Below are 13,790 nucleotides of genomic sequence, written 5' to 3' on the forward strand. Positions count from 1 at the left end.
GTGTTCCCGCCAGCCCATTGTTGGCCGTTATTTCCGAGAGAGGCTGGAAAGCGATGACCATGACTTATCAGGAACAGCAAATGCTCCAAGCCGCCACCGGACGCGGCGCCATCCTGGATCTGAATGCCCGGCATAATCGGGCCTTTTCGGATGGCGACCGCGACCGCTGGATCTCCACCTTCCGCCATTCCGGAGCGAGCTACACCCGCGACGGTGAGTTGTTCAACGACCTGCGCTCGGCCTTCGACGGTGGCGATGGCCAGCGGCTGGTCACGGTCGATCACGAGATTGGTGTCGACGGGGTCAACGCGACTCAGCATTGTGTCGCCGTGCTTTTCGCCGCCATGTATGGCGACACCGTGCTGCGGGCCACCGGGATATTCCGTGACACGCTGATCTACGAGCGGGGTGGCTGGTATTTCACTTCCCGCACGTTGCAATGGGATTCGGTCCCGAGTCGACACCCGCTCGTCATGTGAGCGGCGCCGATTAGTGGATCAGGATTTCGGTCAGCGGCTGGCCTTCGGCACGTACGACGATGCACTGCGGATGGTCGGTGCGAAAGGCGAGCCCCGCACCGCCGCCACCGCCGTAAGCGCCGCACGCATCCAGCTGTTCGCCGCGATGGTCCGCGACGGGAACCGCTCGTATTGGGATTCCGAATTCGCCCGGCTGCACTGGGGAGGCCTGCTGGCCCCGCCGGCGCTGTTGATGGGCTGGCTGATCGCACCGCCATGGCAACCTGGAGGTCGGAGGGCGGCTTCGTTGATCGCCCTGCGGGTGCCGCTGCCCGGTACCACATTCATCAACGCGGCCAACGAGGTTGAGTTTCCACTGCCCATCGTCGAAGGCGACGTCTTAACCGTCGTCGACGAGCTGGTTTCGGTGTCACCGGAAAAGCGGACGCGGCTAGGCGTCGGGCATTTCGTGGAGACGCTGGAAACCTATCGCCGCCAGGACGGGACCGTGGTGGCCACCTGTCGCAATACCTTATTCCGGTTCACTCCAGGAGCGTCCACGTGAGCGGCGACGGCCTGGACTGGCACCAGATCACCGTCCCCGTCGACCTGCCCGAGGTGATCGACCACATCAGCTACCAGCGGGTGGTGGAGAATGCCGGAGCGACATGGGACTATTTTCCGGGCCATTTCGATCCGGAATACGCTCAGGCTCAAGGCAACCCGACGATCTACGTCAACACGATGCACCTGGCCGGATTCGCCGACCGCGTCGCGACGGACTGGGCGGGCCCGCGCTCCCGCGTTGTGCGGCGATCCATGCGGCTCGCCGGGTCGGTGTATGCCGGCGACACGATCATCGGCCGGGGCCGGGCCGTGGGCAAGCGGCGGGACACCTCGGTGGACCCGCCGCGCTGCCTGGTCGACGTCGAAATCCAGGTGACCAATCAGCATGGCGCGCTGTGCTGTCCGGTCGAGCTGACCTTAAAGGTGCCCGAGTCCCCGCGCGACGGCGATGGATGACGTCGGCGAATTGCACTTGGCGGTGTGCCGTCGCTTCGGTGCGGCGGTTGCCGCGGCGAACGGCAAGTGGGACCGTCCATCACCGTGTGATGCGTGGGACGCCCGGGGAGTGCTCGAGCACGTGATCGGGTTTCATGACGTTCTTCTGTTGCGTCCCTTGGGATTGAAGCCCGAGCGGCCACGCGACGACCCTGGGGCACGGTGGCAACTCACCTATGACTCGTTGACGAAGGCCTTTGGATCCGGCGAAGCGACTCAGCTCGCTAAGTACCGGTTGATGCCGAACCTCACCCGTGATGTCCTGGTGCATACCTGGGACCTCGCCCGCGCGGTGGGCGCCGACGACGGCCTTGACCCCACGTGGTGTGAACTGTTCTACGCCGGCCTACCGGAGGATCCGCAGGGCCTGGCCGCGTCCGGGATGTTCGGTTCGCCGGTCACGATCGGCGACGAAACCGGTCCGCAGGTAAAGCTTTTAGCACGGCTTGGCCGCGACCCGTTGTGGAGACCGGGAATTCTATAGGGGCGGCAGCTCGCCTTTGCATATCAGCGTCTGCAGCTCCACGTACTCGTGTAGCCCCTCGGGCCCGAACTCGCGCCCGATGCCGGACTGCTTGAAGCCGCCGAACGGTGCGCCGATGTCCAGGGTGTACATGTTGATGCCATAGGTTCCCGTGCGGACGGCGGCTGCGACGTCCAGGCCGCGTTGGATGTCGGCGGTCCACACCGAACCCGCCAGCCCGTAGTCGGTCTCGTTGGCGATGCGAACCGCGTCGTCCTCGTTACGGTAGCGAAGCACGGTCAGCACCGGACCGAAAATCTCCTCCCGGGCGATGCGCATGTCGTTGGTGGCGTCGGTGAACAGCGTCGGCTGCACGTACCAGCCGCGGTCGGCGAGGCTCTGTTCGCCACCGAGCACAACGCGGGCGCCTTCGCTGCGGCCCGACTTGATGTAGTCCTGGACGCGGCGCTGTTGTCGTTGGGCCACAAGCGGTCCGATGTCCGTCGACTCGTCGGCCGGGTCGCCGACATTCAGCGTGGACATCATGTCGGCCAGCGCGTCGACGACCTCGTCATGTTTATGATCGCTGACCAGAATCCGGGTCTGCGCGACGCAGGCCTGGCCGTTGTTCATCAGCCCGGCGGACTTCAGGCCGGCCACCGTCTTACCGATGTCGGCGTCGTCGAGAATGATCGCCGCGGACTTGCCGCCCAGCTCCAGGCTCACCCGTTTGAGCTGCTCGCCGCACAGGGCGGCGATCCGGCGGCCGACGGCACTGGACCCGGTGAACGCGACTTTGTCCACCCCGGGATGACGCACCAGAGCCTCACCGATCTCGGGCCCTCCGGGCAGCACCGACACCACGCCTTCCGGCAGCCCGATCTGCTCGATCATCTCGGCCAACCACAAAGCGTCCAACGGGGTTTCGGGCGCAGGCTTGATGATGACGGTGCAGCCCGCGATCAGCGCCGGGATCAGCTTGGGCATGATCAAAAACTGCGGCACATTCCACGGCACAATCGCCCCGACCACCCCGACCGGGGCCCTGCGCAGATGTACTTCGCCGAGCACACCCTGGCGGCGTTCCTCCCACGGGAACTCGCGGGCGGCGGCCAGCGAGAGGTGGATCAGCGCTACGGCAGCCGCCCCCTGGCCCATCCGGCTGAAGCTGCGCGGCGACCCCATCTCGTCGGTGATGAGATCGGCCATCTCGTCGGCGTGGCCGGCATAGATCCCGGCGAGCTGTTCGACCTTGGCCATCCGGTCGGCATGGCTCATCCGTGGCCACGGACCGTGATCGAACGCCTGCCGTGCGGCGGCGACGGCGGCCTCTACGTCCTCGGGGCCGGCGACTTGGACATGCCCGACCGGCTCTTCGGAGTGCGGCGAGATCACGGCGAGCTGCTGGGGATTGGCGGGCTTGCGCCACTGGCCCCCGATGAACAGTTCGTCATAGGAGCGATGGCCGGAAGTCTCTGTCATCGGGGCACTTCCTCAGGGGATGGACCGTGGCCGCATTTTCGCTATTCACGCTAACATAGCGAAAAAAGCAGCGAGGCCCTATATGACCAGCGATTGGCGCAGTTACCCGTTTCAGTTGGTGCCCGGCGACGGCCAGCTGGAGTTCCCCGCCGCCGAAGGCGAACACCCCGACCAGGAGTCGGACACCTGGTTCATCGCCGGTCAGCTTGACGCCGCCGAGACCGATCGATCGTTCGCCTTCCTGACCATCTTCAACAAGAACATGCCCGGGGGAACGGTCGTCGCGGACTTCTACACGATGGCGCTGTTCGACCTCGACACCGGCGATTACGGCACCTTCACCGATTACGACATGCCGCCGGCCAATATGGAGCCCGGCGCCCAGCGCAAGCTGACGATGGCGTCGGGCCATCTCGACATCAACTACCACAGCAGCGCGGGAACCGCGTCGTGGACGACCGGCCGCAACGACGATGGCGAACTGCTGCCCTACACCTACCGGGTCAGCCTGGTCGGAAAGGATCAGTCCGGACGGCCCATGCGACTGGATCTGGCCGTAACCCCAACGCGCGCACCGACACCGGTGGGCGCATCGACTTACAACGGAAAGATCGTCTGCTTCGGTCAAAGCGACACCTACTCCTATTTCCAGACCGGCATGGCGATGACCGGCACCCTGCGCTGGGGAGACGTGATTCAGCAGGTTTCCGGCACCAGTGGGCATGTCGATCGGCAGTGGTTCCCCACGTACGCAGGCGGCGGGGGAGCCGGGGGAGACCCGCGGGCCAGGTCACACGAATGGCGCACGATCAACTTCGACAACGGGATCGACCTGAGCATCTGGCGCCAGTTCGACCGCGCAGATGGCAATGCGCTGCAGCCGTTCACCGGTGTCACGACAAGCCACCCGGACCCCGCCATCGCGCCGGAATGTGCCGAAGACATCGAGGTCACGATCAGCAGCTACGTGCGGTGGCCAGAGGCCATACGGCCCCTGGTGCCCCCTCTCGCACCGGCCCGGTACATGCCCGACCGGCACCGGATCAGCTGTCCCACATTGCAACTGGACCTCATCGGAGAGCCACTGGTGGCGGCCCCGGCACACGGCCTGCCGATCGAGTACATGGAGGGCCCCTATCGCTACCACGGGACCATGTGGGGGAAACCGGTGACGGGATTCGCGTTCAATGAACGCTCGCTGGCGCTGTACCGGGATTGGGAACTCGTCGATGTGCTGTCCACTACCGTCGAGAGCCTGGCACCGCCGGAGCCCGAATTGCAGGCCATAGTGGATCAGGTCGTGCCGATGGTGGCGGCCGGCCGGCGCAAGGATGCCGTTGAGCTGCTGTTCAGCTCTGCGCCTGTCGAAAACGACATGCTGGCAACGCTTCTCGACGATCTGATCGCGGTCCTGTCAGCCGACGTCAGCTGACCGCGAAAGCGACCGGGCCCACGTGATATGGCGGTGCTGCAACCCAGGCTCGTTGCGGCCGAACACCAAGTGGTCGCGCACTCCGGACTCGAGATTTGCTTGCAGCCCCTCGACCAGTCGGTAGTCCTCGTCGCGCACCGTGGCGTGCGCATATTCGAAGACGGCTTGGGCACCGGCGGCCACCGACTCATCGGCGAGGTCCTGCGGTGTTGCGTTCTGGTGGACGGTGATTGACCTACCGGGCCGATCGCCGGGGTAGACCCGGAAGAGCTCGCCGTTGGCGATGGTCACCGACAGCACGATGTTGGGGAACAACGCATAGATCACCACCATGTTGTGGAACGGATTCCACTGATCCTCGGGCACATCGTCGAGCTCCAGGATGGTGTTGAGCGGGAAGATAAGCCGGTGGTGCGGCCCGTAGGAGTCGAACACCGTGCAGTTACTGCGTGCGATGGTGGCAAAAGTCTGCTGATGGACGGTAGCGAAATGGTAGTTCTCGGCGAAGGTGTCGATCGCCAGTTTCCAGTTGATGGGGCAGTCCAACACCTTCTCGCCCAGCGGGGACCAATGCCCGATGCCCCACGAGTCGAGTTCCTCGGCGAGCGGGCCCAAGTGTCCCGCCACGTCCAACGTGGCCCCGGGATCCAATGCCACCCAAAGGAATCCAGCGAATTCGGTGGCCGGGAGTTCGGTCAGGCCATCGGACTTGACGGTCACTTCTGGGAACCCTTCGCGCCCCGGAACTGCCACCAAGCGCCCGGAGTTGTCGTATGTCCAGGCGTGGTAGGGGCAGGTGAACCGCTTGGCGGTGCCGCATCCCGTCGCCACCTGCGACTGGCGGTGCAGGCACACGTTGTTGAACGCCTTCACCGTTCCCTCTGATGTTCTGGTCAGCAGGATGGACCGCCCCATCACCGTCTTGGTGCAATACGCACCCGGGGCGGGAAGTTCCGAGACGTAGCCGACCAACTGCGGACTGGCCAGCAGCATGGCCCGATCCCGGTTGTGCCGCTCGACACCCGTGTAGTCACGCGCGTCGACCGTATGCTGGGCCGGAGCGAGATCGGTCGTCTTGTCCCGCGCCAACTTCAACGCGCGCCGCGTCAGGTCGATGAGCTGGTCGTGTTCCATCTGACCAGTACAGACCTTGTGACAGTTGTAAGGTCAAGGGGTGGCTGAGCAGTTGCTGATCGGCGACGTCACCGCCTTGACCGGCATCGCTTCCGGCCGTATTCGCCATTACGAGAAAATTGGATTGCTGCACGCGCAACACCTGTCCAACGGCTACCGGGTCTTCGGCGTCGAGCAAGTCCTCGACTTATTGCGGATCGACCTGATGCGAAGCCTCGGCGTCGGTATCAACGACATTCATCGGTTGATCGAAGGCGGACACAGCACGCTGGCCGGCCTGCTCGACGAGCACCGCGCGCTGCTGATGCAGCAACGGGAGCGGCTCGACCAACTGATCGAAGCCCTGGACCAAGCCCGTGCCGCCACCGAGTGCGGCGACGCGGACCTCAACGAACACATCCTGCACCGGTTGGCCACCACGCACCGCGACAGCATCGGTGTGATCGGGCGGCTCAGCGCCCCGCTGTCGGCGCCCGTCGCCGCGATGTACGCCGACTTGTTCGACGAGTGGGACCTACCGGTTCCCGCTTTGTTCGGGCAAATGGTGCTGCCGTCCGCGGCCAGCACCCTGCTGTCGCAACTGGCCGACACCCCGGGCCACGACATGCTGTTCGATCGGTTGCGCAACCTGGCCGCCGACGTCATCGCGTTGGGCGAAGACGATGCTGCGGCACGAGAACTCGCCCGCTGCTGGATCGACCAGCAGTTGGCAGACCCCCTGCCGGACGACGTGGTCGGCGTGCTGCGGGGCGTGCAACCGCTCTTGGAGCGGGACCCGGTGATCGTGCAGGGATTTCGCGCCTGGGCGGGGTCAATCAGCCCGGCGGCCGCTCACTTCATCGAGGAGATCGCTCGGGAGACCAGTCGCCGCGGATTGGAAGCCGTGAGCGTCATCGTGCTGCCCGCGCGCCACCCCGTTCAAACGAACGATGCGGCACCGTGACGCACATGTGACCAGTGTGACCAATGTGTCATACGGGGTTTTTGTCGTACTCTGTGGCTTGTGTCATCCGTTTCGCGACGCGATCTGCTCAAATTCGCGGCCGCGGCCCCGGCCCTGCTCGGCCTGGGCGTGGCGGGCGCGTCGCTGAGCGCGCCGACGGCATCGGCGTCGCTCGGCACACTGCTGGACTATGCGGCCGGGGTCATTCCGGCCAGCCAGATCCGGGCCGCGGGGGCCGTGGGGTCGATTCGGTATGTATCGGACCGGCGCCCCGGCGGCAACTGGATGCTCGGCAAGCCGATCCAGGTCGGCGAAGCGCGCGACCTCAACAGCAGCGGGCTCAAGATCGTGTCCTGCTACCAGTACGGCAAGGCCAGCACCGCGGACTGGCTGGGCGGTGCCAACGCCGGCCTGCAGCACGCGCAGCGGGGGATGCAGCTACACGCCGCGGCCGGCGGGCCCGCCAGCGCACCCATCTACGCCTCGATCGACGACGATCCCTCCTACGAGCAGTACAAAAGCCAGGTGGCGCCCTACCTGCGTTCGTGGGAATCGGTAGTCGGCCATCAGCGCACAGGCGTGTACGCCAATTCGAAAACCATCGACTGGGCGCTGCACGACGGATTGGGCTCCTACTTCTGGCAGCACAATTGGGGTTCGCCCAAGGGATACGCCCACCCGGCGGCCAATCTGCACCAGGTTGAAATCGACAAACGCAGCGTCGGAGGGGTCGGCGTGGACATCAACGAGATCCTCAAGCCCCAATTCGGCCAGTGGGCTTAATGCCCGATACCGCCGCCCGGCCCCGCCGAGACTCCCATTCTTAAAAATTCCAGCAAACACTCGTTCGCTCATTTTCCGGACAGGCGCGGGCGGGCGATCGCCGTCCGCCGCAGCCGACGGCGCCGTGACGGCGCTCTGCGACCAAAAATTTTTATGTAACGATTCGATAACAAGACAGGCTTGATCTGCGCAGTTATAGCTACTCGACCGTAACCACCTGCATGCAGCGGGTTTGTTAATCGGGTCCTCGCCGCCGGTGAAACCGCATGTTACCCAGGACACGGTTACCCGTGCGTAGAACTCACCAGTAACCGATCGGCACGCAAAACAAGGGTCGATCCTTATGACACTCTTAGTGCAGCCGATGGAGTCCGTCGCGCCGCTCAGCGCCACCCGGGCGGTCCGCCGACAACACACCGGCCAGCCGTTGCCCGGCTGTGATTCGACGCGGAATCGACAGGACCCCGCCCTGCGGTGGTGACCGCCAGACGAACGAGACCTAAAGACGCATACAGGGGAGACAGACAAGGTGACGATCCACGAGAGGCACGACTGGGGCCCCCCAGCGAAGCGAGGGGTGGGGTCCCCCAGCGAAGCGAGGGGAGTGTCCGCTGACCGCGACGGGCAAGGCCCGCAGGGGAGCAGGAACCCACAAGCCGGGGACACCCTCGCTCTTGTCGATCGACTGACGGCCGGCGAGCCGTACGCCGTGGCATTCGGCGGTCAGGGCAGCACCTGGCTGGAGACCCTCGAAGAACTGGTGTCGTCGGCCGGCATCGAGTCCGAGCTGGCAACGCTGGTTGGTGAGGTCAGCCTGCTCCTCGAGCCAGTGGCCAAAGAGCTCGTCGTCGTGCGACCAATTGGCTTCGAGCCGCTGTCGTGGGTACGTGCGCTGGCGGCCGAGGATCCGATCCCCTCGGACAAGCACCTGACTTCGGCCGCGGTGTCGATTCCGGGCGTGCTGCTCACCCAGATCGCGGCCGTGCGTGCGCTGGCGCGGCAAGGCATGGACCTGATGGCGACGCCGCCGGTGGCCATCGCCGGACATTCCCAAGGTGTGCTCGCCGTCGAGGCTCTGAAGGCCGGTGGTGCCCGCGATGTCGAGCTGCTGGCAATGGCCCAGCTGATCGGTGCGGCCGGGACGCTGGTGGCCCGTCGGCGCGGCATCTCGGTGCTTGGCGACCGTCCGCCGATGGTGTCGGTCACCAACGCCGACCCCGAACGCATCGGCCGGCTGCTCGACGAGTTCGCGCAGGACGTGCGCACCGTGCTGCCGCCCGTCTTGTCCATCCGCAACGGCCGCCGCTCGGTCGTCATCACCGGCACCCCGGAACAGCTGTCCCGCTTCGAGCTTTACTGCCAGCAGATCTCGGAGAAGGAAGAAGCCGACCGGAAGAACAAGCTGCGCGGCGGCGACGTCTTTTCGCCGGTCTTCGACCCGGTGCAGGTCGAGGTCGGCTTCCACACGCCGCGGCTGGCGGACGGCATCGACATCGTCGGCAGCTGGGCCGAGAAGGTCGGCCTGGACGTCGAGCTGGCCCGGCAGCTGACCGAGTCGATACTGGTGCGTCCGGTCGACTGGGTGGAAGAGATCACCCGGGTTAACGACGCTGGGGCTCGCTGGATTCTTGACCTGGGGCCCGGCGACATCTTGACCCGGCTGACCGCGCCGGTGATCCGTGGTCTGGGTGTGGGCATCGTGCCCGCGGCGACTCGCGGCGGGCAACGCAACCTCTTCACCGTCGGCGCCGTCCCCGAGGTGGCGCGGGCCTGGTCGAGCTACGCTCCGACGCTGGTTCGCCTGCCCGACGGCAGGGTCAAGCTCTCGACGAAGTTCACCCGGCTGACCGGCCGCTCGCCGATCCTGCTGGCCGGCATGACCCCGACCACCGTCGACGCCGAGATCGTGGCCGCCGCGGCCAACGCCGGGCACTGGGCCGAGCTGGCCGGCGGCGGGCAGGTCACCGAGGAGATCTTCGCCGACCGCGTCGAGCAGATGTCCGGGCTGCTGGAGGACGGCCGTACCTACCAGTTCAACGCGCTGTTTCTGGACCCATACCTGTGGAAGCTGCAGGTCGGAGGCAAGCGGCTGGTGCAAAAGGCGCGCCAGTCGGGCGCGGCGATCGACGGCCTGGTGATCAGCGCCGGCATCCCCGATCTGGAGGACGCCGTCGACCTGATCGAGGAGCTGGGCGAGGTCGGCATCAGCCACGTCGTCTTCAAGCCGGGGACCGTCGAGCAAATCCGCTCGGTCATCCGCATCGCGACCGAGGTGTCCACCAAGCCGGTGATCGCGCACATCGAAGGTGGTCGCGCCGGTGGCCACCACTCCTGGGAAGACCTCGACGACCTGCTGTTGGCGACGTACTCCGAATTGCGGTCGCGCTCCAACATCACCGTCTGCGTCGGCGGCGGCATCGGCACGCCGGAGCGGGCGGCCGAATACCTGTCCGGACGCTGGGCGCAGGCGTACGGCTTCCCGCTGATGCCGATCGACGGCATCCTGGTCGGCACCGCGGCGATGGCGGCCAAGGAGTCCACCACGTCGCCGTCGGTCAAGCGGATGCTGGTCGAAACCCAGGGCACCGATCAGTGGATCGGCGCCGGAAAAGCCTCCGGCGGAATGGCTTCCAGCCGTAGCCAGCTCGGTGCGGACATTCACGAGATCGACAACAGCGCGTCGCGGTGCGGCCGGCTTCTCGACGAGGTCGCCGGTGACGCGGACGCCGTCGCGGAGCGTCGCGACGAAATCATCGCGGCGATGGCCAACACCGCCAAGCCGTACTTCGGCGATGCCGGTGAGATGACCTACCTGCAGTGGTTGCAGCGTTACGTCGAGTTGTCCATCGGGGACGGTGATTCCACCGCGGACACCGCGTCACCGGGAAGCCCGTGGCTGGCCGACACCTGGCGCGACCGTTTCGAGCAGATGCTGCAGCGGGCCGAGGCGCGTTTGCATGCACAGGATTTCGGTGCCATCGAGACGTTATTCGACGGCTCCACCGACGCCGGCGCGCGGCTGCTGGAAAATCCTTCCGAGGCCATCGCCACCCTGCTGGCGCACTACCCCGACGCCGAACGCGTGCAGCTGCATCCGGCCGACATCCCGTTCTTCGTCACGCTGTGCAAGCTGCTGGGCAAGCCGGTCAACTTCGTGCCGGTGATCGACAAGGATGTGCGGCGCTGGTGGCGCAGCGATTCGCTGTGGCAGGCGCACGACGCCCGCTACGACGCCGACCAGGTGTGCATCATTCCGGGTACCGCGGCCGTGGCCGGCATCGCCCGGATGGACGAGCCCGTCGGTGAACTGCTGGACCGATTCGAGCAGGCCGCCATCGACGAGGCGCTCGCCGCCGGAGCGGAGCCCGCGGCGGTCACCTCACGCCGGACCGGCCGCGCCGACGTCACCGGGCCGCTGGCCGTCGTGCTGGACGCCCCCGATGTGCAGTGGGCCGGCCGCACCGCGACCAACCCAATCCATCGAATCGCCGATCCCTCCGACTGGCTGGTGCATGACGGACCCGAGAGCCGCCGGGCCACGCATTCGTCCACCGGGGCGCAGCTTCAGGTCGACGGAGACCGCGTCGTGCTCAGCGTCCCCGTGTCGGGCACGTGGATCGACATCCCATTCACGTTGCCGCCCAACACCGTTGACGGTGCCACCCCGGTGGTCTCCACCGAGGATGCCGCCACGGCAATGCGTGCGGTGCTGGCCATTGCCGCAGGGGTCGACGGGCCCGAGTTCTTGCCTGCGGTCACCGACGGAACGGCCACGGTCACGGTGAACTGGGACCCCGAGCGGGTCGCCGACCACACCGGTGTCACCGCCACCTTCGGAGAACCGTTGGCGCCCAGCCTCACCACCGTGCCCGACGCACTCGTCGGACCGTGCTGGCCCGCAGTCTTCTCGGCGATCGGCTCGGCCGTCACCGGCGCAGGCGTTCCGGTGGTCGAAGGCCTGCTAAGCCTGGTGCATCTCGACCACGCCGCCCACATGGTCGGCAAGCTGCCGAAGGCCCAGTCGCAATTGACCATCACCGCAACGGCTTCGGTGGCCATCGACACGGACATGGGGCGCGTCGTCCCGGTCTCCGTCACCATCACCGACACCGACGGTCACGTGATCACCACCCTCGAAGAGCGTTTCGCCATCCTGGGACGCACCGGCGCCGCCGAATTGACGGACCCGACGCGCGCCGGTGGTGCGGTTTCGCAGAACGCGACCGACACCCCGCGTCGGCGCCGCCGCGACGTCGCCATCACCGCCCCGGTCGACATGCGTCCGTTCGCGGTGGTCTCCGGTGATCACAACCCCATCCACACCGACCGGGCCGCGGCGCTGCTGGCCGGCCTGGAATCGCCCATCGTGCACGGGATGTGGCTGTCGGCCGCCGCTCAGCACGCCGTGACCGCCACCGATGGTCAGGCGCGCCCGCCGGCGCGGCTGATCGGCTGGACCGCGCGCTTCCTGGGCATGGTGCGTCCCGGCGACGAGGTCGCGTTCCGCGTCGACCGTGTCGGAATCGACCAGGGCGCCGAGGTTTTGGAGGTCGCCGCCCGGATCGGATCGGATCTGGTGATGTCGGCGACGGCACGCCTGGCGGCCCCGCACACAGTCTATGCGTTTCCCGGGCAGGGTATTCAGCACAAGGGCATGGGCATGGACGTCCGGGCCCGGTCCAAGGCCGCGCGCAAGGTGTGGGACAAAGCCGACAAGTTCACCCGCGACACACTGGGCTTCTCGGTTCTGCACGTGGTGCGCGACAACCCGACCAGCATCATCGCCAGCGGTGTGCACTACAACCACCCTGAGGGCGTGCTGTACCTGACGCAGTTCACCCAGGTCGCGATGGCCACGGTGGCCGCGGCGCAAGTCGCCGAGATGCGCGAGCAAGGCGCCTTCGTCGAAGATGCGATCGCCTGCGGTCACTCCGTTGGCGAGTACACCGCGCTGGCCTGCGTGACCGGCATCTACGAGCTGGAAGCCTTGCTGGAGACGGTGTTTCACCGCGGATCGAAGATGCACGACATCGTGCCGCGCGACGAGCTGGGCCGGTCCAACTATCGGTTGGCGGCCATTCGGCCCTCGCAGATCGACCTGCCCGACGACGAGGTCCCCGAATTCGTCGCCGATATCGCGGCGAATACTAATGAGTTCCTTGAGATCGTCAACTTCAACCTGCGCGGGTCGCAGTACGCGATCGCCGGCACGGTGCGCGGCCTCGAGTCGCTCGAGGCAGAGGTGGAGCGGCGCCGCAAGATCACCGGCGGCAAGCGCTCGTTCATTTTGGTGCCCGGTATCGACGTGCCGTTCCACTCGCGCGTTTTGCGAGTCGGTGTTGCGGAGTTCCGGCGGTCGCTCGACCGGGTCATGCCGCGCGACAAGGACCCTGACGTCATCATCGGGCGCTACATCCCCAACCTGGTGCCGCGTCCCTTCACCCTCGATCGCGACTTCATCCAGGAGATCCGCGACCTGGTGCCGGCCGAGCCGCTTGACCCGATCCTCGCCGACTACGACACCTGGCGTGCCGAGCGCCGGATCGAGATGGCACGCATCGTCCTCATCGAGTTGCTGGCTTGGCAATTCGCCAGCCCGGTGCGCTGGATCGAAACCCAGGACCTGCTGTTCACCGAAGAGGCCGCTGGCGGTCTGGGTGTGGAGCGGTTCGTCGAGATCGGTGTGAAGTCCGCGCCGACCGTCGCGGGCCTGGCCACCAACACCCTTAAGCTGTCCGAATATGCCCACAGCACAGTCGAAGTGCTCAATGCTGAGCGCGATGCCGCGGTGCTGTTCGCCACCGACACCGACCCCGAGCCGGAGCCCGAGGACGAGCCGGAGGCGCCCGCCGAAAGTGCGTCGGCGCCGGAAGCGGCCGCGGCCACACCGGCCCCCGCCGCGCCGACCGCGGCGTCGGGTGCGGCCCGACCGGACGACATCGGATTCGATGCCGCCGACGCCACACTCGCGCTGATCGCGCTGTCGGCCAAGATGCGCATCGATCAGATCGAGGAGCTGGACTCCATCGAATC

General features: G+C 66.4%; 10 protein-coding genes. 8 read left to right on the forward strand and 2 right to left on the reverse strand.

From position 1 onward, the window contains the following. Nucleotides 1-53 precede the first annotated feature (53 nt). From VFW69_RS17480 to VFW69_RS17495, 4 genes are read left to right on the forward strand one after another with little or no spacing between them, the layout of a single operon-like run. Nucleotides 54-479, forward strand: a complete 426-nt coding sequence (locus VFW69_RS17480) for a nuclear transport factor 2 family protein (protein WP_526502866.1) — start codon at nt 54-56, stop codon at nt 477-479. A gap of 13 nt (nt 480-492) precedes the next feature. After that, on the forward strand, nt 493-1,023 hold the full coding sequence (locus tag VFW69_RS17485; protein ID WP_526502868.1) for a MaoC family dehydratase: 531 nt from the start codon (nt 493-495) through the stop codon (nt 1,021-1,023). Next, nucleotides 1,020-1,481, forward strand: coding sequence for a MaoC/PaaZ C-terminal domain-containing protein (locus VFW69_RS17490; protein ID WP_526502870.1), 462 nt, complete (start codon nt 1,020-1,022; stop codon nt 1,479-1,481). The genes VFW69_RS17485 and VFW69_RS17490 overlap by 4 nt, the downstream gene beginning before the upstream one ends. After that, nucleotides 1,474-2,004 carry a maleylpyruvate isomerase family mycothiol-dependent enzyme gene (locus VFW69_RS17495; RefSeq protein WP_526502872.1) on the forward strand — a complete coding sequence of 177 codons (531 nt, stop codon included), beginning with the start codon at nt 1,474-1,476 and terminating at the stop codon, nt 2,002-2,004. Before VFW69_RS17490 ends, VFW69_RS17495 begins: the two co-directional genes overlap by 8 nt. On the opposite strand, the gene VFW69_RS17500 is transcribed toward VFW69_RS17495, so the two are convergent. Beyond that, on the reverse strand, nt 1,999-3,465 hold the full coding sequence (locus VFW69_RS17500) for an aldehyde dehydrogenase (RefSeq protein ID WP_526502874.1): 1,467 nt from the start codon (nt 3,463-3,465) through the stop codon (nt 1,999-2,001). The genes VFW69_RS17495 and VFW69_RS17500 overlap by 6 nt on opposite strands. An 82-nt stretch (nt 3,466-3,547) precedes the next feature. On the opposite strand from VFW69_RS17500, the gene VFW69_RS17505 reads away from it, so the two are divergent. After that, nucleotides 3,548-4,897, forward strand: a complete 1,350-nt coding sequence (locus tag VFW69_RS17505; RefSeq protein ID WP_526502876.1) for a lipocalin-like domain-containing protein — start codon at nt 3,548-3,550, stop codon at nt 4,895-4,897. On the opposite strand, the gene VFW69_RS17510 is transcribed toward VFW69_RS17505, so the two are convergent. Continuing rightward, a complete protein-coding gene (locus tag VFW69_RS17510) occupies nt 4,880-6,031 on the reverse strand; it encodes an aromatic ring-hydroxylating oxygenase subunit alpha (RefSeq protein ID WP_526502878.1) in 1,152 nt (383 codons plus the stop codon). The genes VFW69_RS17505 and VFW69_RS17510 overlap by 18 nt on opposite strands. A gap of 40 nt (nt 6,032-6,071) precedes the next feature. Here VFW69_RS17510 and VFW69_RS17515 point away from each other — a divergent pair, with 40 nt between their 5' ends. The 3 genes from VFW69_RS17515 to VFW69_RS17525 all read left to right on the forward strand — a co-directional run. Beyond that, nucleotides 6,072-6,974: a MerR family transcriptional regulator gene (locus VFW69_RS17515; protein WP_526502880.1), complete on the forward strand. Its 903-nt coding sequence runs from the start codon at nt 6,072-6,074 to the stop codon at nt 6,972-6,974. A gap of 60 nt (nt 6,975-7,034) precedes the next feature. Beyond that, nucleotides 7,035-7,757 (forward strand): glycoside hydrolase domain-containing protein, encoded by a 723-nt coding sequence (locus VFW69_RS17520; protein ID WP_526502882.1) that lies wholly within the window; start codon nt 7,035-7,037, stop codon nt 7,755-7,757. A gap of 604 nt (nt 7,758-8,361) precedes the next feature. Then, nucleotides 8,362-13,790 (forward strand): fatty acid synthase subunit beta domain-containing protein (locus VFW69_RS17525; protein WP_526502884.1); only part of this gene is annotated, 5,429 nt, incomplete at its 3' end.

This window comes from Mycobacterium sp. (assembly GCF_036273375.1).
Classification (GTDB): Bacteria; Actinomycetota; Actinomycetes; order Mycobacteriales; family Mycobacteriaceae; genus Mycobacterium.